General features: G+C 41.8%; 20 protein-coding genes. 4 read left to right on the top strand and 16 right to left on the bottom strand.

Features of this window, described 5'->3' with window-relative positions:
• Positions 1-28 precede the first annotated feature (28 nt).
• The 3 genes from aroQ to cutA all read right to left on the bottom strand — a co-directional run bounded on the left by aroQ (position 29) and on the right by cutA (position 2,976).
• Entirely contained in the window at positions 29-481 is a 453-nt protein-coding gene (gene aroQ / locus HUS61_RS15255) for a type II 3-dehydroquinate dehydratase (RefSeq protein ID WP_175083048.1), read from the bottom strand.
• Between the two features lie 348 nt (positions 482-829).
• Positions 830-2,656: a protein-disulfide reductase DsbD gene (locus tag HUS61_RS15250; RefSeq protein WP_175083049.1), complete on the bottom strand. Its 1,827-nt coding sequence runs from the start codon at positions 2,654-2,656 to the stop codon at positions 830-832.
• Entirely contained in the window at positions 2,656-2,976 is a 321-nt protein-coding gene (gene cutA / locus HUS61_RS15245) for a divalent-cation tolerance protein CutA (protein WP_054552426.1), read from the bottom strand. The genes HUS61_RS15250 and cutA overlap by 1 nt, the downstream gene beginning before the upstream one ends.
• 162 nt (positions 2,977-3,138) lie before the next feature.
• Here cutA and HUS61_RS15240 point away from each other — a divergent pair, with 162 nt between their 5' ends.
• The 3 genes from HUS61_RS15240 to groL all read left to right on the top strand — a co-directional run bounded on the left by HUS61_RS15240 (position 3,139) and on the right by groL (position 5,744).
• Positions 3,139-3,615, top strand: coding sequence for an FxsA family protein (locus HUS61_RS15240; protein ID WP_175083050.1), 477 nt, complete (start codon positions 3,139-3,141; stop codon positions 3,613-3,615).
• A 143-nt stretch (positions 3,616-3,758) separates the two neighbouring features.
• Positions 3,759-4,046: a co-chaperone GroES gene (locus tag HUS61_RS15235; RefSeq protein WP_036973362.1), complete on the top strand. Its 288-nt coding sequence runs from the start codon at positions 3,759-3,761 to the stop codon at positions 4,044-4,046.
• Between the two features lie 51 nt (positions 4,047-4,097).
• Positions 4,098-5,744, top strand: coding sequence for a chaperonin GroEL (gene groL, locus HUS61_RS15230; RefSeq protein WP_054552424.1), 1,647 nt, complete (start codon positions 4,098-4,100; stop codon positions 5,742-5,744).
• 157 nt (positions 5,745-5,901) lie between these two features.
• Here groL and HUS61_RS15225 read toward each other — a convergent pair whose 3' ends face one another.
• The 11 genes from HUS61_RS15225 to HUS61_RS15175 all read right to left on the bottom strand — a co-directional run bounded on the left by HUS61_RS15225 (position 5,902) and on the right by HUS61_RS15175 (position 17,283).
• Positions 5,902-6,786, bottom strand: a complete 885-nt coding sequence (locus HUS61_RS15225) for a thrombospondin type 3 repeat-containing protein (RefSeq protein ID WP_220094664.1) — start codon at positions 6,784-6,786, stop codon at positions 5,902-5,904.
• Between the two features lie 535 nt (positions 6,787-7,321).
• A complete protein-coding gene (locus HUS61_RS15220) occupies positions 7,322-8,800 on the bottom strand; it encodes an NAD(P)H-hydrate dehydratase (protein WP_175083052.1) in 1,479 nt (492 codons plus the stop codon).
• 118 nt (positions 8,801-8,918) lie between these two features.
• A complete protein-coding gene (gene speD, locus HUS61_RS15215) occupies positions 8,919-9,731 on the bottom strand; it encodes an adenosylmethionine decarboxylase (protein WP_054552422.1) in 813 nt (270 codons plus the stop codon).
• Positions 9,732-9,819: 88 nt separating this feature from the next.
• The gene (locus HUS61_RS15210) at positions 9,820-10,233 is read right to left on the bottom strand and encodes an OsmC family protein (protein ID WP_055020887.1); all 414 of its coding nucleotides are present in this window, start codon (positions 10,231-10,233) and stop codon (positions 9,820-9,822) included.
• A gap of 145 nt (positions 10,234-10,378) precedes the next feature.
• Positions 10,379-10,726: a DUF3802 family protein gene (locus tag HUS61_RS15205; protein ID WP_054563480.1), complete on the bottom strand. Its 348-nt coding sequence runs from the start codon at positions 10,724-10,726 to the stop codon at positions 10,379-10,381.
• A gap of 128 nt (positions 10,727-10,854) precedes the next feature.
• Positions 10,855-12,324 carry a succinylglutamate-semialdehyde dehydrogenase gene (gene astD / locus HUS61_RS15200; protein ID WP_175083053.1) on the bottom strand — a complete coding sequence of 490 codons (1,470 nt, stop codon included), beginning with the start codon at positions 12,322-12,324 and terminating at the stop codon, positions 10,855-10,857.
• A gap of 18 nt (positions 12,325-12,342) precedes the next feature.
• Positions 12,343-13,359 (bottom strand): arginine N-succinyltransferase, encoded by a 1,017-nt coding sequence (astA, locus tag HUS61_RS15195; protein ID WP_055198948.1) that lies wholly within the window; start codon positions 13,357-13,359, stop codon positions 12,343-12,345.
• An 80-nt stretch (positions 13,360-13,439) separates the two neighbouring features.
• The gene (locus tag HUS61_RS15190) at positions 13,440-14,645 is read right to left on the bottom strand and encodes an aspartate aminotransferase family protein (RefSeq protein WP_175083054.1); all 1,206 of its coding nucleotides are present in this window, start codon (positions 14,643-14,645) and stop codon (positions 13,440-13,442) included.
• Positions 14,646-15,014: 369 nt separating this feature from the next.
• Positions 15,015-16,175 carry an HDOD domain-containing protein gene (locus tag HUS61_RS15185; protein WP_058584015.1) on the bottom strand — a complete coding sequence of 387 codons (1,161 nt, stop codon included), beginning with the start codon at positions 16,173-16,175 and terminating at the stop codon, positions 15,015-15,017.
• A 48-nt stretch (positions 16,176-16,223) separates the two neighbouring features.
• The gene (locus HUS61_RS15180) at positions 16,224-16,802 is read right to left on the bottom strand and encodes an aminodeoxychorismate/anthranilate synthase component II (protein WP_135923252.1); all 579 of its coding nucleotides are present in this window, start codon (positions 16,800-16,802) and stop codon (positions 16,224-16,226) included.
• Positions 16,803-16,887: 85 nt separating this feature from the next.
• On the bottom strand, positions 16,888-17,283 hold the full coding sequence (locus tag HUS61_RS15175; RefSeq protein ID WP_054563476.1) for a thioesterase family protein: 396 nt from the start codon (positions 17,281-17,283) through the stop codon (positions 16,888-16,890).
• Between the two features lie 36 nt (positions 17,284-17,319).
• On the opposite strand from HUS61_RS15175, the gene HUS61_RS15170 reads away from it, so the two are divergent.
• Complete coding sequence (locus tag HUS61_RS15170) at positions 17,320-18,024, top strand: 2OG-Fe(II) oxygenase (RefSeq protein WP_054563475.1); 705 nt, start codon at positions 17,320-17,322, stop codon at positions 18,022-18,024.
• A 51-nt stretch (positions 18,025-18,075) separates the two neighbouring features.
• On the opposite strand, the gene HUS61_RS15165 is transcribed toward HUS61_RS15170, so the two are convergent.
• Positions 18,076-19,314, bottom strand: coding sequence for a cysteine desulfurase-like protein (locus HUS61_RS15165; RefSeq protein ID WP_175083055.1), 1,239 nt, complete (start codon positions 19,312-19,314; stop codon positions 18,076-18,078).
• 9 nt (positions 19,315-19,323) lie between these two features.
• Positions 19,324-19,956, bottom strand: coding sequence for a 2OG-Fe dioxygenase family protein (locus tag HUS61_RS15160; RefSeq protein ID WP_054552412.1), 633 nt, complete (start codon positions 19,954-19,956; stop codon positions 19,324-19,326).
• Between the last annotated feature and the right edge of the window lie 66 nt (positions 19,957-20,022).

Here is a 20,022-nt window from a genome sequence, read left to right as displayed (position 1 = left end):
AACGACCCGCCTGTTAGTTATTTAAAAATTAATGTGTGTTTTGCAACCGGCTAACAGCAGCTTCAAGTGCCACCTTATAACCCATTGCTCCTAATCCAATAATGACGCCTTGTGCCACATCCGAAAAATACGAATGATGACGGAATGCTTCTCGAGCATGCACATTAGTTAAATGCACCTCGTAAAAGGGAATGTTTACACTAAGTAATGCATCCCGTAAGGCTACGCTTGTATGCGTAAATGCAGCAGGGTTGATAATAATTGCATCAACCGTTTGCCACGCATCGTGAATGCGTTCTATTAATGTAGCTTCACTGTTACTTTGGAAATGCGTTAAATCAACATTGAGACCGGCAGCAACCTGACTAAGTTCAGCTATAATCTCATCAAGAGATTGAGTACCGTACTTTTCTGGTTCACGCTTGCCAAGCATGTTTAAATTTGGCCCATTTAGAACTAAAAGTTTGAATTTTGCAGCCATAATACGCGATATATCCTATAAGTAAGCAGTTTAACCATATTCATCATAAACCCACGCTTAACCTAAGCGTGCTGATGTAAAATAGCAACTATTCCTCACGTTAACCACCTATTATAGATATTTCGACGTAAATAGCAGCAAAATACTGGTCTAATCACTCCCTATTCGTGGCAAAGTCAAGTATAGCAAGGCACACAACAGGGTCATTCTAAGCGTTTTCCTGCTGATTAATTGAGCTTCAATCAGTGAATTTGCTATTTTTCACTTAAAATAAGTATTTTTTATGATGCTGATACAAAAACGCCACTCAGATGAGTGGCGTTTTGCTATTTTCTTGCACGTTTGCGTTTATTTAGCGCTATTTCGAACTTTTGCTAAATGTTCTGCAAAGTCTTTGGCATTTAAAAAGCCTGTTACACGTTGCTCTAAAAGCTCATTACCTTGGCTATCAAAGAACAAAATGCTCGGTAAACCAAATACCGTGTATTCTTCCATCAGCTCTATGGTTTTTGCATCGCTTTGTGTTAAATCGATTTGAATTAATTCAAAGTGAGCAAATTGCTCTTGCACTTTAGCGTCAGGAAACGTGTAGTGCTCAAACTCTTTACACGCAACGCACCAGTCGGCATATAAGTCGACCATTACTAAGCGCCCTTCGCTACTTGCTTGTGCAATTTCTTCTTTTAATTCACTTAGATTAGCAACTTGTCTAAAACCATGTGTTTTTACAGTAGCTTCAGCAACCACCGCTTTACTGGGCCAGAAATAATTTTTCGTTAAACTCGCCCCAGTCACAACCAATAAGGTTGCAGCAAACCACAATGCTGTTTTTAGTTTGCCTTGTGATTGACCACTTTGCCAATGGTGTAAATAAAGCGCTGTAGCAAGAGCTAATAAACCCGCCATTAACCAAATGATTTCAATATCAACAATACGCTCAAGCAGAATAAGCGGCACGACCAGCATAATGAAACCAAAGAGGGTTTTCACTTGCTCCATCCAACCACCGGCTTTTGGTAGTAATTTACCGCCAGAAGTCCCCAGTAATAACAGCGGTAAGCCCATGCCTAAACTGAGTACATAAAGTGTTAAACCACCGACGAGGTAGTCACCACTTTGCGCTACATAGAGTAAAGCAGCAGATAATGGCGCTGTTGTACACGGTGAGGCAATCAAACCAGACAGTACACCCATCATAAATACGCCAACATAATTGCCGCCTTTTTGCTGGTTACTAACCTGAGTAAGTTTATTCATCATACCGCTAGGTAATTTGATTTCGTACCAGCCAAACATCGACATTGCCAGCAATACAAATAAGATACTAAAGCTAATTAGTACAGTAGGATGCTGTAAATACCCTTGTACTTGCCCACCTAATGATGCAACCACTAAACCCAGTGCTGCGTAAGTAACGGCCATACCTTGTACATATACAAACGACAGCGAGAACGCTTTTTTAGTCGATAAATTCTGCTGACCCGCTATAAGGCTCGACAAAATCGGAAACATTGGGAATACGCATGGCGTAAAGGCAAGACCAACACCAACTAAAAAGAAGATTACTAGGTTAGTTAGTAAACCTTGCGATGCCAGCTTATCGGTATATGACTGCTCACCAGCTGGTTTTGAAACTTCTTGAGAAGGGGCTGATGACGCTTCATTAGTATCGGCTGCTTGTGTTAATGCAGCCAATGCATTCCCCGCATCTGCAGCCTGTGATACTTGCTCACCTGCAATCACAGATAAAGGAATGGTTCTAACTTCTGGCGGATAACATAACCCCGCCTCGGCACAGCCTTGAAAACGCACTTTAACAACCGCACCTTCTGTGACGTTACTAAGCTTAGAAACCACACTTAACGAATCAAAGAATACCTCGGTCTTACCAAAAAATTCATCCTCAATAATCACGCCCTTGCCAAGATCAGGAATTTCAATATCTGCGCCTTTGGCAATAATTTCGACTTTCTTTTTATAAAGGTAATAATCAGGCGCAATATCCCAGCCAATAAATAAGGTTTTGCCTTGCTGGTCAAAATCGAAAACAAAAGCCTGATCAACTGGGAGAAATGTTTGCTCCGCAGGTTGTAGTAGATTTCCAAGTAAATTGTTATTACTTGCGCTTGCTGGCATTAGCAACAATGCACAAAGTAATAAAAGGAACGATCGCATTAATTAAGTACCTCATCCATCCAATTAAAATAGGCTAAATTGCCTGTAGCCACATCAACGACCTGAATTTCAGGCACCTCATAACTATGCAATTTCTTGATAGTTTGGATCACCTCATTCATTTTTTCTGACTTAGTTTTGATCAGTAACTTACTCTCAATAGCTTGAGTCACCTCGCCTTCCCACATGTAAATAGATTCAATAGTAGGCAAAATGTTCACACAAGCAGCTAGCTTTTCTTTAACTAGATGTTGTGCCAACTGACGGGCTTCAGCCTCATTTGCACAAGTAGTAAAAATAAGTCGAAAATGCGTAGTCATAAGGAACCTTTATTTGATTACGTGAGTCGCACCATAGTAGCCGATAGTAACTATAATGTGTAGCGAGCAAGGTGATCCTAGGTTCCGTCTTGAAAAATGACCTGCTCACCCCAATTTATATTTCACTGACTCGAAAGAGAATGACATTTTTTAGAGAGCGTTATGTTTAGATTTTTATTTTTGTTATTTATTTTAGTGCCGATTGTGGAGATCGCGTTACTCATCCAAGTGAGTGAAGTGATCGGCGGCTTTGCCACCATAGCGCTTGTAATTGTGACCGCGATTGTCGGTGCGAAATTAGTGAAGCAGCAAGGTATGGGCGCGATTCAAAACGTGCAATTACAAATGGCACAAGGGCAAATGCCTGCAAAAGAATTATTTACTGGATTATGTGTCATTATCGCCGGTGTTTTATTAATGACACCAGGCATCATGACTGACTTTTTTGGCTTTTTACTACTCACGCCAGCAATCCGCAACAAACTGGCTGCAGGCCTTGCTAGTCAGGCAACTGTGCGCATGAGTTCGCAGGCAAATCAAAGCTCTGCACACTTCCAATATCATAGTAAAACAACCACTCATGAAGAGCCAAACCATCAACCTACAACTATTGATGGTGAATTTGAGCGAAAAGATTAAAATTTTTTAATTTTTGTACTTGGATTTTTTTAAGCCACCCCCATTAATGAATGCAATGAAACGCAACGGGTGGCTTAGCACTCCCCTGCAATAACACAAGATTTTTTCTGTACTGTTCAGAAACTGTTAGGAGAACTAAATAAATGAACATTCGTCCTTTACATGATCGCGTCATCGTTAAGCGTCTAGAAGAAGAAACTAAGTCTGCTGGCGGTATTGTATTAACTGGCTCTGCAGCTGAAAAATCAACTCGCGGAGAAGTTATCGCTGTTGGTAATGGCCGTGTTTTAGACAACGGTGAAGTAAGAGCATTAGAAGTTAAAGCCGGTGACACTGTGCTGTTCGGCTCTTATGTTGAAAAAGCTGAAAAGATCGAAGGTCAAGAGTACCTGATCATGCGTGAAGATAACATTCTAGGCATTGTAGGCTAATCCTACTTTTCGTTTAGCAACCCGTTTACAGAATTTAAGAGGAATTTAATCATGGCAGCAAAAGAAGTACTTTTTGCAGGTGACGCACGTGGCAAAATGCTAACTGGCGTAAACATTTTAGCAAACGCAGTAAAAGTAACTTTAGGTCCTAAAGGCCGTAACGTTGTATTAGACAAATCATTCGGCGCTCCAGTGATCACTAAAGATGGTGTATCTGTAGCAAAAGAAATCGAGCTTGAAGACAAGTTCGAAAACATGGGCGCACAAATGGTTAAAGAAGTAGCGTCTAAAGCGAATGACGCTGCTGGTGACGGTACAACAACTGCAACAGTATTAGCGCAAGCTATCGTAAACGAAGGCTTAAAAGCAGTTGCAGCGGGTATGAACCCAATGGACCTTAAGCGCGGTATCGACAAAGCAGTTACTGCAGCAGTTGAAGAGCTTAAAGCACTTTCTGTTCCATGTGCAGACACTAAAGCAATTGCACAAGTAGGTACTATTTCTGCTAACTCTGATAAAGAAATCGGTGACATCATTGCAGAAGCAATGGAAAAAGTAGGCCGTGATTCAGGCGTTATCACTGTTGAAGAAGGTCAGTCGTTAGAAAACGAACTAGACGTAGTTGAAGGTATGCAGTTTGACCGCGGTTACCTTTCTCCATACTTCATCAACAACGCTGAAAAAGGCGCTGTAGAGCTAGACAACCCATTCATTCTACTTGTAGACAAAAAAGTATCTAACATCCGTGAGCTGCTACCTACATTAGAAGCTGTTGCAAAAGCTAGCAAGCCACTACTTATCATTGCTGAAGACCTTGAAGGTGAAGCACTTGCAACTCTTGTTGTGAACAACATGCGCGGCATCGTTAAAGTATCTGCGGTTAAAGCACCTGGTTTCGGCGACCGTCGTAAAGCAATGCTACAAGACATCGCAGTGTTAACAGGTGGTACTGTTATTTCTGAAGAAATCGGTTTAGAGCTAGAGAAAGCGACAATCGAAGACTTAGGTACAGCTAAGCGCGTTGTGATCACTAAAGATGATACAACAATCATCGACGGTGCAGGCGAAGAAGACGGCATCAATGGTCGTGTTGCACAAATCAAAGCACAAATCGAAGAAGCGACGTCTGACTACGATAAAGAGAAACTACAAGAGCGTATGGCTAAACTAGCTGGCGGTGTTGCAGTAATCAAAGTTGGCGCAGCAACTGAAATCGAAATGAAAGAGAAAAAAGACCGCGTTGAAGATGCACTACACGCAACTCGCGCAGCGGTTGAAGAAGGTGTTGTACCAGGTGGCGGTGTTGCACTAGTTCGCGTAGCAAGCAAACTTGTTGAACTTGCTGGCGACAACGAAGATCAAAGCCACGGTATTAAAGTTGCACTACGTGCGATGGAAGCACCACTTCGTCAAATCGTAACTAACGCAGGTGACGAAGCATCTGTTGTTGTTAACTCAGTAAAAGGCGGTGAAGGTAACTACGGTTACAATGCAGCATCAGGCGAGTACAACGACATGATCGAAATGGGTATCTTAGACCCAACTAAAGTAACGCGTTCTGCACTACAGTACGCAGCTTCAATCGCGGGTCTTATGATCACAACTGAAGCAATGGTTGCTGAAATCCCGAAAGATGAGCCAGCTGCTCCAGATATGGGCGGCATGGGCGGCATGGGTGGTATGGGCGGCATGATGTAATCATCCCCCGGTAAAAATCTTTATTTAAAGATATTACCCGAAGGTACCTCCCCTTCAAAAGAAAGCCCCTATTAACACATGTTTTTAGGGGCTTTTTTACGATTATAGAAACTTAGTCTGATTTATAAATTATTTGATAAGAGCTATTCTAAGCTCCTTACTTTTTTGATTTACTTTGCTTAGGTTTACCTTTATCTGATTTAGCAGCTTCACTGACAATCGCGTCTTTTTGCTCTTCGGTAATTAAGGCTTGATCTAAAAGCTGTTCAGCCGCTTTTGCAACACAACTGACGTATTTACCATGGTTAGCAAACTCTGACGATTCACCACATTGTGCAGCCATATGTTGTTCAACTGAACACCCTTCATAGGTTACCGCCTCTAGAGCAGGAGTGTCTGGGCAGTAATCAAAATCATTATTTACTCCATCGCCGTCAACATCGGCATCACATTCATCACCTTGACCATCCTGATCAAAGTCTAGCTGATCAGGGTTTGCAACTTCAGGGCAATTATCGACAGCATCAGGTATACCGTCTTGATCCATATCTTCATCAACGATACCTATCGGGTCACTGATAGTTGAAGCAAGGCAATAATCATCACATGAATAAGTTAATGATGCCGGCATATCATCCCATACAGCCAAAACAGTGCCGTACGTTGCATCATTTGTGTAAATTAACCAAGTTAACCCTCCCCAAGGAACATCATATAATGCACTACCATCATTAATGATTGTATAACTGGTTGGTCTTGGACGAATATCAAATGCCCCTATGCCTGAGCCATAGTTGAACATTTGCATCGCAAATTTTCCATCTTCAGTACGAAAACCATCATCATACATTTGCTGCGTAGTGTAAGTTCCAAACGTTCCACCAGATACAACTTGCTCTGAGGATATTGAGATTGTCGAACCGTTAATACTGCCATTTGTGGGTTGTAAGTGAATAGTTCCAGTCATAGCTGTCACATCTGCAAATGCCACTGCAGACACAAAACATGAGGCCACTCCTGAAATAAGTAAGTGCTTATTCATATTTATATCCTTAAATTTGGTAGGGTTGGAATGTGCATTCCAAACATCACCCAGAAGTTTAGTGAAGCAGTATGAGGCAATTTTATAAGGTGTATAAAACATTCCCGAGACATGGCGAAACGAGCTTTTCTGAAACTGCGGCTTAATATTTGTAGACAATCCCAAAAAAGTCAATTTACAACCAATAATAATTTACAAAAAATTTACTGGTGTTACCGCGAAGATTTAAATTTAAAACCAAAAAACAGGAGAGAAATAAAAACAATTAAATCAACACATTAATAATCGACAGGATTCGAGAAGTAAGAATTTAAGATAGCATGCGAGTCCAAGTTACTTTACCTAGATTATTTGTACCATTTAACAGAACAATAAACTAATAGCTAAGTTCACAAGCCCCGCCATATTTCTTTTTCAACGATTGGCATGTTGAATAGGCATATCCACAACGCTTTTCACCTTTAAGTATGTGGCAGTTCTAGCTATCAGTTTTAAGCTGTCAGCTATCAGAAACTGACGGCTGACGGCTGACCGCTCAGTTAACCAACTCCCTCACTATCGCAAACAAGTCACTCGCTAACATGCCTCTTTCGCCTTCACGCTCTGCGGCAATATCACCGGCTTTTGCATGTAAGATTACACCTAAACACGCTGCTTGCTGAGGAGTAAGCCCCTGTGCGATCAATGCCGCTATGATACCTGTTAATACATCGCCACTGCCGCCAACCGCAAGTGCAGGGTTACCGTCGGTACACACCCATGTTTGGTTATTATCAGCAATTAAACTGCCAGCGCCTTTGAGTACACAAATAGTGGTATAGCTACGTGCGAGCTGCTTTACCGCATAAAAGCGATTTTCTTCAATATCGCTAGCGCGACAATTAAGTAACCTTGCAGCCTCACCGGGGTGTGGTGTGATAACGGTATTAGCTAATGGGAATGACGAAGCATGCTGAGCCATTAAATTAAGTGCATCTGCATCAATAACCAATGACTTGTTATTAGTAAAGCAATACTGCATTACTGCTTCAAAGGTTGTTTCCGACCAAGTGTCTTGACCAAGTCCAGGGCCAATAGCAACACAGGTTGCCCACTCTAGGGCGCTAATCAGGTTTGTATCTGTCACCATTAGTTCTGGCCGGCCAATACTCACTGGTAGAATAGAGCTACTATGGGTATACACTTTAACCATACCCGCACCGGTGCGAAGCGCTGCCTCTGCAGTTAAACGAATAGCGCCTGCAGTGCCGGCATTACCACCAACACACAGCAATTTACCATGGCTGGTTTTATGGCTGTTGTTATCGCGCTCAGGAAGCCTAGCTTGGTTCAGATAATTGATAAGCTCAGCCGTAGGTGATGTCTGTTTTAAAAAGGCATCTTCAATACCTAAATCATTAAACTCTAATGTCCCTGCATGCGCTCTACCTTGCCCTGTCACTAAACCTTGTTTAATCCCCACAAAAGTCACAGTAAGCGCGGCTTTTATTGCGACTCCTTGTACGACACCTGTGTCTGCATGAATGCCTGAAGGTAGATCAATAGCAACTATCGGCACTTGGCTCTCGTTAGCTGCTTTAATCAAGGTTGAAAAAGGCTCGCGTACCTTGCTTTGAATTCCCGTGCCAAGCAGACCATCAATAATGATATCTGCTTGCTCAATAGCACTGGCATCAGCGGTTATTGCTCCTCCAGCGTCGAGCCAAGCTTGCTGAGCACTGAGCGCATCGCCTTTGAGCGGTTTATCAGATATTGCTGCAATAACCGTAACCTGTTTGCCCGCTTGTTTAGCTAAGCGAGCAACAACATAACCATCGCCGGCATTGTTACCAACGCCCGCTAACACAACGAATGTACCTGCTTTAGGAAAGTAGCTGATAGCTTGCTGATAAGTCGCCAGCCCTGCTCGCTCCATAAGCTCATACAAGGTTACGCCAGAGCGCTTAGCTGCGGATCCTTCATGGTCACGAACTTGCTCTGCTAAAAATACTGACTGCGAGAGAACAACTGACATATCTATCCTTAAATTGGCCTTTTAATCAGCATATAAGTACAGATGAGTGCAGTCAATGAGGCATAAAAAAACGGCGCGTAACTTACATTACGCGCCGTTTCTTTAAAGCTATAGTGACTTACTCAGTGTCTGGTAAGTTGCGACCGTAGAAGATTTCTTGCATCTCGCGAGTCAGCTTAGAGTAGATAACTTCTTCTTCTTCTTCCGAAAGATCTGCTGTAGAAACACCGAATAGGTAAGTATTCAAGTCAGTTTCTTTTAACATCATCTTAGTGTGGAATAAGTTCTCTTGATACACGTTCACGTCCATCATTTGGTACGCTTCTTTGGTATCTTCAGTCATGTAGTTCTGAATTGAGTTAATTGCATGATCGATATAGTGTTTAACACCATCTACGTCACGAGTAAAACCACGTACGCGGTAGTCAATTGTTACAACATCAGACTCAAGACTGTGAATTAAGAAGTTTAACGCTTTTAATGGCGAAATAATGCCACACGTTGATACTTCGATATCAGCACGGAACGTACAAATACCATCATCAGGGTGTGCTTCTGGGTATGTGTGAACACAGATGTGGCTCTTGTCTAAGTGCGCTACCACTGTTTCAGGAAGAGGACCCGGCGCTTCATCAACGTCATACGTTGTTTGTTGCTCAATTGGCTCTTCAGAGATCAAGATTGTCACACTGGCGCCTTGCGGATCATAATCTTGGCGAGAAACATTTAGAATGTTTGCGCCAATAATATCCACAACTTCACCTAAAATATCGGTAAGGCGATCAGCACTGTACTGTTCGTCGATATATTCAATATATTCTTTACGCTGTTGTTCCGTCTTTGCGTAACAAATATCGTAAATACTAAAACTTAAGCTCTTAGTTAAGTTATTAAAGCCATGAAGCTTAATTTTATCGAAGGGTTTATTCATGCTAAACCAACCTTAAAACGAGTGAAACCTGCACCAGCAGAAATAAAAGTTCGCGGATTTTATACGAATTTCCTGCTCGGAAAAAGCGTTATTTTACCTGTTCTTGCACAACTTCATGACTATGCGTAATTTCTACTGTCTTATCAAGCATTAAGGCTACAGAACAATACTTTTCAGCAGATAATTGTACCGCTCTTGCAAGGTGCTTTTCAGAGACATTATCACCGGTAACCACAAAGTGTAGATTAATCTTGGTAAACACGCGAGGTGCTGACTCAGCACGCTCTGCAGATAGCTTAACTTGCACATCAGAAAATGACTGTTTTGCTTTTTTTAAAATACTAACAACATCAACAGATGAACAACAACCCGCTGACATTAAAACCATTTCCATTGGGCTTGGCGCAGCGCTATCGCTACCTGCATCAAAAACTACATTGTGACCTGAATTTGAAAGGCCAATAAACGTATCGCCTTCTACCCATTTTACATTCGCTTGCATGTGCTTTATCTCTTAAAGTTATTTTGCTTGATTGTAAGCAAGTCACACACAGATGCAAGGGATAAGAGGTGAGCTTTAAAGGAAAGCGAGTTGCTAACTTTGAGCTGCTCGCTTAAAGACTAGAAATTGTGTTGTGCTTTATAAGTTAGGCACTTTCGACAACAGCACTATCGAATAAGTTTTTTACTAATCCAGCAAACTCATCAATAAACGCGTGTTGTTCAACGGTTACTGTGTGATTTGTAACGCTGCTCAGCACTTCTTGTAAGTCATATACTATACCGTCGACTTCGCGAACAATTTGGCTGCGTTGTTCTGTATTAAGCTCTGTGTGTTGCTCGCAAAGTAACATGACATTTTCTGCTATCACGTCTTCAATCAGCTCTAACACTGTTGGAGCTCCTGGTTTAATTTGACCCGGCTTCTCAAAAAGCGCTAAATTTTGAGTGAGATACATGACAAGATCATCGTACCCTTGCCTATCTAAAACCATACGACTGCACACCTAATAAAAAACTATCTCTTTAGATTTAAGCAGAAAGCGCTTTTAATTGCTACCTTTGCCAAGCATCTCATACAAAAAAAGCAGCCGAAGCTGCTTTTTATAATGATTTACGATTATTAATCGATTTTTAAGCCTGGGCTTAATGTCGCTGGCATTGCTACTTTTTCAAGCTCTACCGAAGCGACAGGGTATGCACAATAGTCAGCAGCATAATATGCGCTTGCTCTGTGGTTACCTGATGCACCAATACCACCAAATGGTGCTGCACTTGATGCACCTGTGATAGGACGGTTCCAGTTTACGATACCCGCGCGAATACGACGAAGGAAATGGTCGTAATCTGCTGCGCTGTCGCTTAATAAACCAGCTGATAAACCAAAGCTTGTGTCATTCGCTTTATCAATAGCGGCATCAAAATCAGTGAAGCGGAATACTTTAAGCAGTGGTCCAAAGTGCTCTTCGTCTGGGAAGTTAGCTACATTTGTACACTCTAAAATACCCGGTGTCACAAAACCGGTATTTTCTTTGTGCGTTAGCTCAACTAACACTTCAGCGCCAAGCTCAACAAGTTGCTGTTGTGCTGTGACCATACCAGCTGCTGCAGCAGCAGAAATCATTGACCCGATGAAAGGTTGCTCTTCTGCGTCGTAGTCACCGACTTTAATAGCTTTAGTTGCTTTAATAAGACCCGCTAAGATAGCATCACCTTGCTCGCCCGCAGGTAAGAATAACTTACGCGCACACGTACAACGTTGACCTGTAGAGATAAACGCTGATTGAATAATATCGTGGATAGCCGCTTTAGTGTCAGCAACATCAGTAACGATAAGCGGGTTATTACCACCCATTTCTAAAGCTAAGATTTTACCCGGTTGACCAGCAAACTGTTCATGTAAAATATGACCAGTGCGCGAAGAGCCAGTAAAGAATAAACCGTCGATCCCTTTATGAGATGCAAGCGCTTTACCCGTTTCTACTTCACCTTGCACAAGGTTGATTACACCTGCAGGGAGACCCGCCTTTTGCCATAACTTTAACGTTAACTCAGCAACTGCTGGCGTTAGCTCAGAAGGTTTAAATACCACGGTATTGCCTGCTAATAGTGCAGGTACAATGTGACCATTTGGTAAGTGACCAGGGAAGTTATAAGGGCCAAACACAGCTACAACACCATGAGGCTTGTGGCGGATCATCGCGCGACCTTGTGGCATTGGGTTTTCAACATCGCCTGTACGCTCTAAAAATGCTTTTTCAGAGATAGCAATTTTACCCACCATCGCACCTGCTTCAGTGCGTGTTTCCCAAAGTGGTTTACCTGTTTCTTGTGCGATAGCAATCGCTAATTCTTCGCTGTGCTCTTTCAGTGTTTCTGCGAATGTTTTTACAATCGCTAAACGCTCTGCAAATGTTTTATCAGCCCAGCTGTAAAACGCTTCACGTGCAGCAGCGACTGCGCCGTCTACTTGTTCGGCTGTAGCAGTGTTTGCTTGCCAAATTACATCGTTATTTGCTGGGTTTACAGATTGAAAAGTATGACCAAGGCCTGCTTGCCATTGACCATTAATAAATTGCGCTGCATGAGTCATTAATATGTCTCCTGAATTCTATAGTTCTGCAAGTGATACTGAATCACCCGCTTCTAAGTGAAGTGCTTTTGCTAATTCACTTGAGATTGTGATGCTATCGGCATCACATGATAGGCTAACTTGAGTCACGGTTGCTCTAAAATCAGCAATTTTATCATTTGCTAACAATACCGTGGTGTCGCCTTGGCTTTCACCAATTTCAACTTTAACTGTGTGGGCATTTCTGACTGTAGCAATGTTATCTACTTTTGCTTCAACAGTTGGGCCTGCATCAAAAATGTCTACATAACCATTAAAGGTAAAACCTTCGCTCTTTAATAGTTCAATCGCAGGGCGTGTGTTGTCATGTACTTGACCAATCACAGCTTGTGCATCTTTGCTCAGTAAGTTGACGTAAATTGGGTATTTAGGCATTAACTCAGCAATAAATACTTTCTGACCAATACCCGTTAAGTAATCTGCCGTTGGAAAGTCCATTGAGAAAAAGTGCTCTTCTAGCCATTGCCAGAATGGGCTTTCGCCGCTTTCGTCTGACACACCTCGCATTTCAGCAATTACGGTGTCAGCAAAACGTTCTCTATGTTGATTAATAAACATAAAACGCGCTTTTGAAAGCAATTTACCGTTATTGTTTTTACGGTAGCCATCTTTTAAGAATAATGTACATAGCTCAGTTGCACCGGTGTAATCATTACACAGGGTTAAAATATCAACGGCTTTATACACGTCTAGCGTACGAGAAGAATGAATTACTTTGCTTAAATGATAATGATAAAAAGCATCATCTAAACCAACAGCGGCTTCAATACCCGAAGTCCCTACAACTTCACCCGTTTCGCTATCTTCAAGAACAAACAAGTAACCTTCATCACCTGGCTGCTGTGCTGCTTTTGCAAATGAGCTGACAGAATGATCAATTTTCTTTTGTAATAACTCTTCATTATTAGGCAAAGACGTAAAGCCATGGCCTGACTCAACAGCAATCTTTACTAACGCTTGGTAATCGCTTTGCTGGATTGGGCGAAGGATCATCATAAGTCCGCTTGCTCCCTTATAAATAACGGTAAATTAAGAAATGTGGGCAAGCTTAACTTGCCCTGAAATGACAGTTTCGTTTAGCCGTTAACGACTTTTGCAACTGCTTTTTCGAAACGAGCCATACCTTCGCGGATATCAGCTTCTGGAATTACAAGTGACGGAGTGAAACGAACAACATCAGCGCCAGCAACTAAAGACATAACGCCTTCTGCAGTACCAGCTACTAAAAACTCTTTTGCACGACCTTTGAATTGCTCTGTTACTACAGCACCAATTAATAGACCTTCGCCACGGATTTCAGTGAATACATTGTACTTTTCGTTAATCGCAGTTAGTAACTCACGGAATAACGCTGACTTTTCTTTAACGCCGTTAAGTACCTCTGGTGTATTTACTGTGTCGAATGCCGCTTCTGCTACTGCACACGCAAGTGGGTTACCACCGTAAGTAGAACCATGAGTACCTACTTTTAAGTGCTTAGCAATATCAGTTGTGGTGATCATCGCACCGATAGGGAAACCACCACCTAACGCTTTTGCAGTCGTTAAGATATCAGGAGTTATATTTAGACCTTGATAAGCATAAAGCTCACCCGTACGGCCAACACCTGTTTGTACTTCATCAAAGATTAGTAGTGCATTATGCTTAGTACATAACTCACGAACACCTTCAACAAACTCAGCAGTTGGAGAAATGATACCGCCTTCACCTTGCAGAGGCTCCATCATTACTGCACATGTGCTGTCTGAGATAAGCGCTTCAAATGCTGCTAAATCGTTGTAGTCACAGTGAACGATATCACCAGGTTTAGGACCAAAACCATCAGAGTATGCAGCTTGACCGCCTACTGTTACTGTGAAGAAGGTACGGCCGTGGAAACCTTTGTTGAATGAGATAATTTGTGACTTTTGCTCACCAAAGTTATCAAGAGCAAAACGGCGTGCAAGTTTAAGTGCCGCTTCGTTAGCTTCTGCACCAGAGTTAGCAAAATATACTTTTTCAGCGAACGTTGCGTCAGTTAGCTTTTTAGCTAAGCGAAGCGCTGGCTCATTAGTCATTACATTTGATAAGTGCCAAATTTTTTCGCCTTGCTCTTTTAATGCACTTACAAGAGCTGGGTGACAATGGCCAAGACAGTTAACAGCAATACCACCAGCAAAATCGATAAATTCGCGACCTTCTTGGTCCCATACGCGAGAGCCTTCGCCTCGAACTGGAATAACACTTGATGGTGCATAGTTAGGAACCATTACTTGATCAAATAATTCGCGATTGACTGTCATTTTATATCCTCATAATTGTAAGCACACTCAGAGTAAGGTGGCGCTCTAAAGCTAAACTAAGCCATTTTACTTAGCCGATTGAGCTTAGCGCAAAATCACCAAAATTACTCTTTGGTTCAATTTTCATTCATCCATTATTCCAGAAAATTTTCGTCCTGTCTCTTAGAAAACTTTCATGTAGCCCTTGAAAATAAAGGGCTTGAGATATTTTTTCATGGATAGTGAATAACTATTTGAAGGCTATTTTTTGCTCTAAATACTATAAAAAGGCGTACGGCTAGTGAGCCAAGCAGAGGCTAAAGAGAAAAAATTTGTCACTGCGGATTGATAAACAATGAATGAATAGTCGCAAAAAAATTAACAATTTTTTTAATTAATTTGAATATGAAAGCGATCAAAATTGCATTTTGCTAGCTGATCAAGCTCTTCTTTAGTGAAATCGAAGTGTGCAAACCAACGTTCGGTTTCGTCATTTTCGACTAGTTGATGCTCATTTAAACTTAAATACTGAGCGTAACAACGTGCTTTTAAAATCACCTTGGTAAGCGGCAAATACTCATCGTTTTTAGCTAAAGGTGTAGTTAACTGCTGCATTACCGCATTAAATGGCAAATACCTAAAAGCCATTTTCTCAATTACGGTGGCTGTTACCTTCATCGACTGCTTATTTAGCAAGGTGCTTAAAAATAAAGGATCCGGTTTTAGCTCTAATAAAGCTGTGTGTAGATCTTTCTTTTGTTCATCACGGGCTTTCGTTACTTGGCGCTGCCAAACTAACTCGAAAATACGAAGGTATATACGTACTAGCGCTATCTTACCCACGTCGAGTAGCATACCTAAAGTAAACGCATGCACCTCATTTACACCATTTAATTTAGCAAGTTCTTGAGCAGCAATGGCACACGCCATTGAGTTATCACGAAGTCGGCGCTTTAGTAGTGGAAATGGCTCTGTACTGTGTGGCATCCAATGGCGTACCGCAAAGGTTGGCACGACAAACTTTAAGTTATCTAAACCAATGTAGCGAAGCGCTAACAGAGGGTTATCGACTTGAACTGAAGTGTGTTTATTACGTTGTTTTCGATAGAAAGGTAAATTCACAAACGCAACGAGCTCACGACCTAACCAACTCAAATCTTTAACTAACGGCTCTAGTCGACCTACTGAGGCCGAACGCACAGCTAAAATATCTAAAATAGCAGGTACGCTATCTTGAATCCCTATAGTTTCATGAATTACTGAATCAATGTCTTCAAGCTGCTTATGCATGGCAGCCTCAATCACTTGGTGTAATTGCTTGCTCGCCTGTGCACGGTATTTATGGTGAGCTGTACTGCTCTTTTGACGTTTTTTCTCGGCAGCAACTTCTACTTCTAATAGAGTTCGCTGTTCCATTGATTCGCCATAATCAATTTCGAGGGTGTGAATATAGCCAATTTGACGCTGTGCAAAACTGTGACCAAGCAAAAGATCGTGCGCGCGCTCATTAAGCACCATCGCAGTCCTTTGTTGTCGGTTTTCTTCGGTCATTTGCACAGGCGTATTGTCGGTCATATTTGTTAATTCACTAGCCTAAGGTTAGAAGCGAGTTAAAAAGTTAGCAAGTAATTCAAGCCCTTGTTGGGTCAAAATTGCTTCGGGGTGAAATTGCACTCCTTCAAGTGCTAAATCATTATGCATGATCCCCATAATTTCATCAAAATCAGAATTTTGTTCTGTCCATGCAGTAATAGTGAAGTCACTAGGCAGGCTTTGTTTATCCACCACTAAAGAATGGTAGCGGCATACCGTCAGAGGATTTGCCAAACCGTTAAACACACCTTGATTGCTATGCTTAACTAACGAGGTTTTACCATGCATCACTTGCTTTGCACGAATAACATCAGCACCTAGAGCCTGAGCAATAGTTTGGTGACCTAAGCAAATACCAAGAATTGGCAACTGGCCTTTTAGTTGTTCAACCACTTGCAAAGAAATACCCGCTTCGTTTGGTGAACATGGCCCAGGCGATAGTACGATGTGCTCTGGGTTAAGTTGTTTAATCTCAGCAATGCTGATCTCATCGTTTCGTTTAACTAATACATCTTGGTCTAAGCGCTGAAAATATTGCACTAGGTTGTATGTAAACGAATCATAATTGTCGATCATTAACAGCATTGCGTGTAACCCAAAATTACTCAGTCAAAATAATGAAGGCACATTTTACCCCAAGCATTCATAAATGTCGGCAAAAAATGGGGTATTACTCAGCGATTAAATGCGCTGTAAGGTCAGCCCTTTCTTGCTCATTAAGTTTTTGCGAACATTTATTTGCAAAGTCATAACGTACTAGTACGGTTTTACCAACGGCACAGCAGTTATCTTGCTGCCAAGCCTCTTGGCGCAGTACAAATGAACTAGAGCCGATGTGCTCAACACTGGTTTTCACTGTGACATCGTGACCATAAAACAACTCACCCACAAAGCTTACTTCAACCTTAGCAATGATCAGTTTCCACTCATAAGGGTTTAAATCGGGCGTAAAAAACCTGAAAATAGGCGCTCGGGCGGCTTCAAACCATACAGGGAGTACGGTATTGTTGATGTGCCCTAGCACATCTGTTTCGCTAAAGCGTGGTGTGATAGTTTCAGTAAACATAGTAACCCTATAAAAAATATAAACTAAAGGTAGCTCATGACGGACTTTATTCGCGTATACGAAAACGCCCTCAGCAAAGAATTTTGCGACAACTTTATCACGGTATTTGAACAAAGCCCGCATTTAAAACAAGGCATTACCTCAGGCGGAGTAGATTTAGCGAAAAAAGACAGCCGCGATTTATACCTTAATAACCACCCCGAATACGCTGAGCAACTAAAGCATATTCAACAAACGACTGCTGGTTACGTATTCAAATACCTTGAAGAGCATATTTTTATGATGATTGGTGCCTTTGGTTTAAAGGTTTACCATCCGCAAACGGGCAAACCTGTTGACTTAACACAGGATAACTTTGAAGAAGTCGGCAAACCACAATTGCCATTACTCGTGCAGCAAATTTTCCGCATGGGTCCAATTCAAGCACAGAAATACGATATCAATAAAGGTGGTTACCCTTATTGGCATAGCGAGGTATATCCGCAAGCAGGGCACAACGAGGCACTACACCGCGTGCTGTTATTTATGTTCTATTTAAATGATGTAGAAGAAGGTGGTGAAACAGAGTTTTACTATCAACAACGAAAAATATCGCCTAAACAGGGTTCTATGGTCGTAGCACCGGGCTATTTTACCCACACGCACCGTGGTAATAAACCAATTTCAAATGATAAGTATATTTTAACCTCGTGGGTCTTATTCAACCGCGCGGAACAAATTTATGGCCAACCACAATCCTAGCGGTAATAAGCAGCCCACTCGGGCTGCTTATAGCTTAATTAAAGCTCAGCTTTAATCTGCTAGTAATTGATCAAATAAATCAAAAACCTTATCAAGCTCTTCAATTGTGTTGTAATGCATACAACCAATGCGTACTACGCCGCCTGTTTCTAATACACCTAGCTGCTTACATAAGCCTTGGGCGTAGAAGTTACCATCCCACACACAAATATGTTGCTTACCTAAAAATTCAGACACAACACGTGGCTCGATGCCTTCAAAAGTTAAAGCAAAAGTCGGTGTGCGATAAGCTATACGCTCTAGATCATCAATACCAAATAACTTGATGCGTGGGTAATCTGCTAAACGAGATAAAAAGTGCTTACTTAATGTCATTTCGTGCTGTTTAGTCATAGCAAATACAGCCGCGAGTTTTTCTCGGCGTGAATGACTATCATCAAGCTCACTAATTGCAGCAATGTAATCAACAGCAGCAATTAATCCAGCTAGCGCTTCAAAGCTTTGTGTACCCGTTTCCCAGCGACCTGGCGCAACATCTTTTGCAGGTTCAACTTTATATGGTGTGAAACCTTCAAGGTGCTCACGTTTGCCATAGACAATACCAAGGTGAGGACCAAAGAACTTATATGCAGAGCAGGCTAAGAAGTCACAATCAAGTGCTTGTACATCTACAAGTTCATGAGGTGCGTAATGTACGGCATCAACATAAACTAGCGCACCAACAGCATGTGCAAGCTCAACGATGCGTTTAATGTCATTAATTGAACCTGTGGTGTTTGATGCATACGTCACTGCAACAAGCTTTGTTTTGCTAGATAAAAGGCTTTCAAAGTGTGCCATATCTAGGCTGCAATCAGCTTCGTTGATAAGGGTAGTTTTTACTGTCGCGCCTTTATCTTCAGCAGCTTGCTGCCAAGATGATACGTTTGAGAAGTGATCGGCATTGGTGACGATAATTTCATCATCAGCAGTCCAATCACGTGAGATAGCACGGCTAAAGCTAAACGTTAAACTTGTCATGTTTGCACCAAACACGATTTGCTCTTTAGATGGTGCATTTAATAAATCGGCTGCAGCTTGGCGAGCATTTGCCATTAACTCTACCGTTTTATCACTTGAGAAAAATGCACCGCCTAAGTTTGAGTTGTAGTAACCCAAATAAGCAGTCATAGCACTTAAAACTGACTGTGGTACTTGCGAGCCACCTGGGCCATCAAGAAAAATCGGTGACTGACCTGCAACTTGTTGCATAAGTGCAGGAAATTGGCGACGTAATTGCGTTAAGTTCATGAGATACCCTTACGCAGTTAGTACGAAGCAATCAAGGTAACCTTCTTTGCTTGCGTCTAATTTATTCATTGGTGTAGCGTTGTGCCATACTTCACGGTCATTAATCAGTGCGAACATGCCGTCTTTGATTTCCATTTTGAAACATGGCTCAGCTTGTTGGTGTTCATACACAAGTAGCTCACCACCTTCTAAGTTTTCGTGTGATACACCACATACACATACGTGATCAAAACCATCTTGGTGAACACCTTCAGGTGCAGCTGGAGTGTCACTGTCGATCGCAAGCATTCTGAATTGGTGAATTTCAATAACGCGATCATCGCTAATACCCGTCATATCGCGGAACTGATTAACGATTTGCTTCATACCATCAGTCGCTAATAAGCTATCTTCTAGATTTTCGTAGGTACGCTCAACATTACCTTGGAAGGTATTGATTGAGTCATCTTGCACAAATGCTTTTGTTGGTTGTAGTTTTAATTCACCATCAACAACTTTGATTACTGAATAACGACGCTTACGAAATTCACCATCTGCGTATGGGTTTGCAGGTAGGTTAGCAAAAGAAGGCTTTACTGCGTCAATATGCGCTTGGCTTACAAAACGAAGCTGTAGAAGGTTCTGGTTGTTTAATGTAGTCATTTCGATCTCGCCTTAATACGTTGAGAATATTGGCGAGGATTTTAATTCAATTAGCAGGGAATATTT

This window comes from Pseudoalteromonas sp. 0802 (assembly GCF_013350085.1).
Taxonomy (GTDB): Bacteria; Pseudomonadota; Gammaproteobacteria; order Enterobacterales; family Alteromonadaceae; genus Pseudoalteromonas.
The sequence above is the reverse complement of the archived record's forward strand: the minus strand, read 5'-3'. Positions and strand labels throughout refer to the sequence as shown.

Bases quoted from the DNA above. Each gene is read 5' to 3' on its own strand.
- HUS61_RS15235 (WP_036973362.1), top strand. From the start codon at position 3,759: ATGAACATTCGTCCTTTACATGATCGCGTCATCGTTAAGCGTCTAGAA.
- groL (WP_054552424.1), top strand. From the start codon at position 4,098: ATGGCAGCAAAAGAAGTACTTTTTGCAGGTGACGCACGTGGCAAAATG.
- astA (WP_055198948.1), bottom strand. From the start codon at position 13,359: ATGATGATCCTTCGCCCAATCCAGCAAAGCGATTACCAAGCGTTAGTA.
- HUS61_RS15225 (WP_220094664.1), bottom strand. From the start codon at position 6,786: ATGAATAAGCACTTACTTATTTCAGGAGTGGCCTCATGTTTTGTGTCT.
- cutA (WP_054552426.1), bottom strand. From the start codon at position 2,976: ATGACTACGCATTTTCGACTTATTTTTACTACTTGTGCAAATGAGGCT.
- HUS61_RS15250 (WP_175083049.1), bottom strand. From the start codon at position 2,656: ATGCGATCGTTCCTTTTATTACTTTGTGCATTGTTGCTAATGCCAGCA.
- HUS61_RS15240 (WP_175083050.1), top strand. From the start codon at position 3,139: ATGTTTAGATTTTTATTTTTGTTATTTATTTTAGTGCCGATTGTGGAG.
- HUS61_RS15190 (WP_175083054.1), bottom strand. From the start codon at position 14,645: ATGACAGTCAATCGCGAATTATTTGATCAAGTAATGGTTCCTAACTAT.
- HUS61_RS15205 (WP_054563480.1), bottom strand. From the start codon at position 10,726: ATGGTTTTAGATAGGCAAGGGTACGATGATCTTGTCATGTATCTCACT.
- HUS61_RS15185 (WP_058584015.1), bottom strand. From the start codon at position 16,175: ATGACCGAAGAAAACCGACAACAAAGGACTGCGATGGTGCTTAATGAG.
- HUS61_RS15165 (WP_175083055.1), bottom strand. From the start codon at position 19,314: ATGAACTTAACGCAATTACGTCGCCAATTTCCTGCACTTATGCAACAA.
- HUS61_RS15220 (WP_175083052.1), bottom strand. From the start codon at position 8,800: ATGTCAGTTGTTCTCTCGCAGTCAGTATTTTTAGCAGAGCAAGTTCGT.
- HUS61_RS15180 (WP_135923252.1), bottom strand. From the start codon at position 16,802: ATGCTGTTAATGATCGACAATTATGATTCGTTTACATACAACCTAGTG.
- astD (WP_175083053.1), bottom strand. From the start codon at position 12,324: ATGACTCATGCAGCGCAATTTATTAATGGTCAATGGCAAGCAGGCCTT.
- HUS61_RS15210 (WP_055020887.1), bottom strand. From the start codon at position 10,233: ATGCAAGCGAATGTAAAATGGGTAGAAGGCGATACGTTTATTGGCCTT.
- HUS61_RS15170 (WP_054563475.1), top strand. From the start codon at position 17,320: ATGACGGACTTTATTCGCGTATACGAAAACGCCCTCAGCAAAGAATTT.
- HUS61_RS15160 (WP_054552412.1), bottom strand. From the start codon at position 19,956: ATGACTACATTAAACAACCAGAACCTTCTACAGCTTCGTTTTGTAAGC.
- speD (WP_054552422.1), bottom strand. From the start codon at position 9,731: ATGAATAAACCCTTCGATAAAATTAAGCTTCATGGCTTTAATAACTTA.
- aroQ (WP_175083048.1), bottom strand. From the start codon at position 481: ATGGCTGCAAAATTCAAACTTTTAGTTCTAAATGGGCCAAATTTAAAC.
- HUS61_RS15175 (WP_054563476.1), bottom strand. From the start codon at position 17,283: ATGTTTACTGAAACTATCACACCACGCTTTAGCGAAACAGATGTGCTA.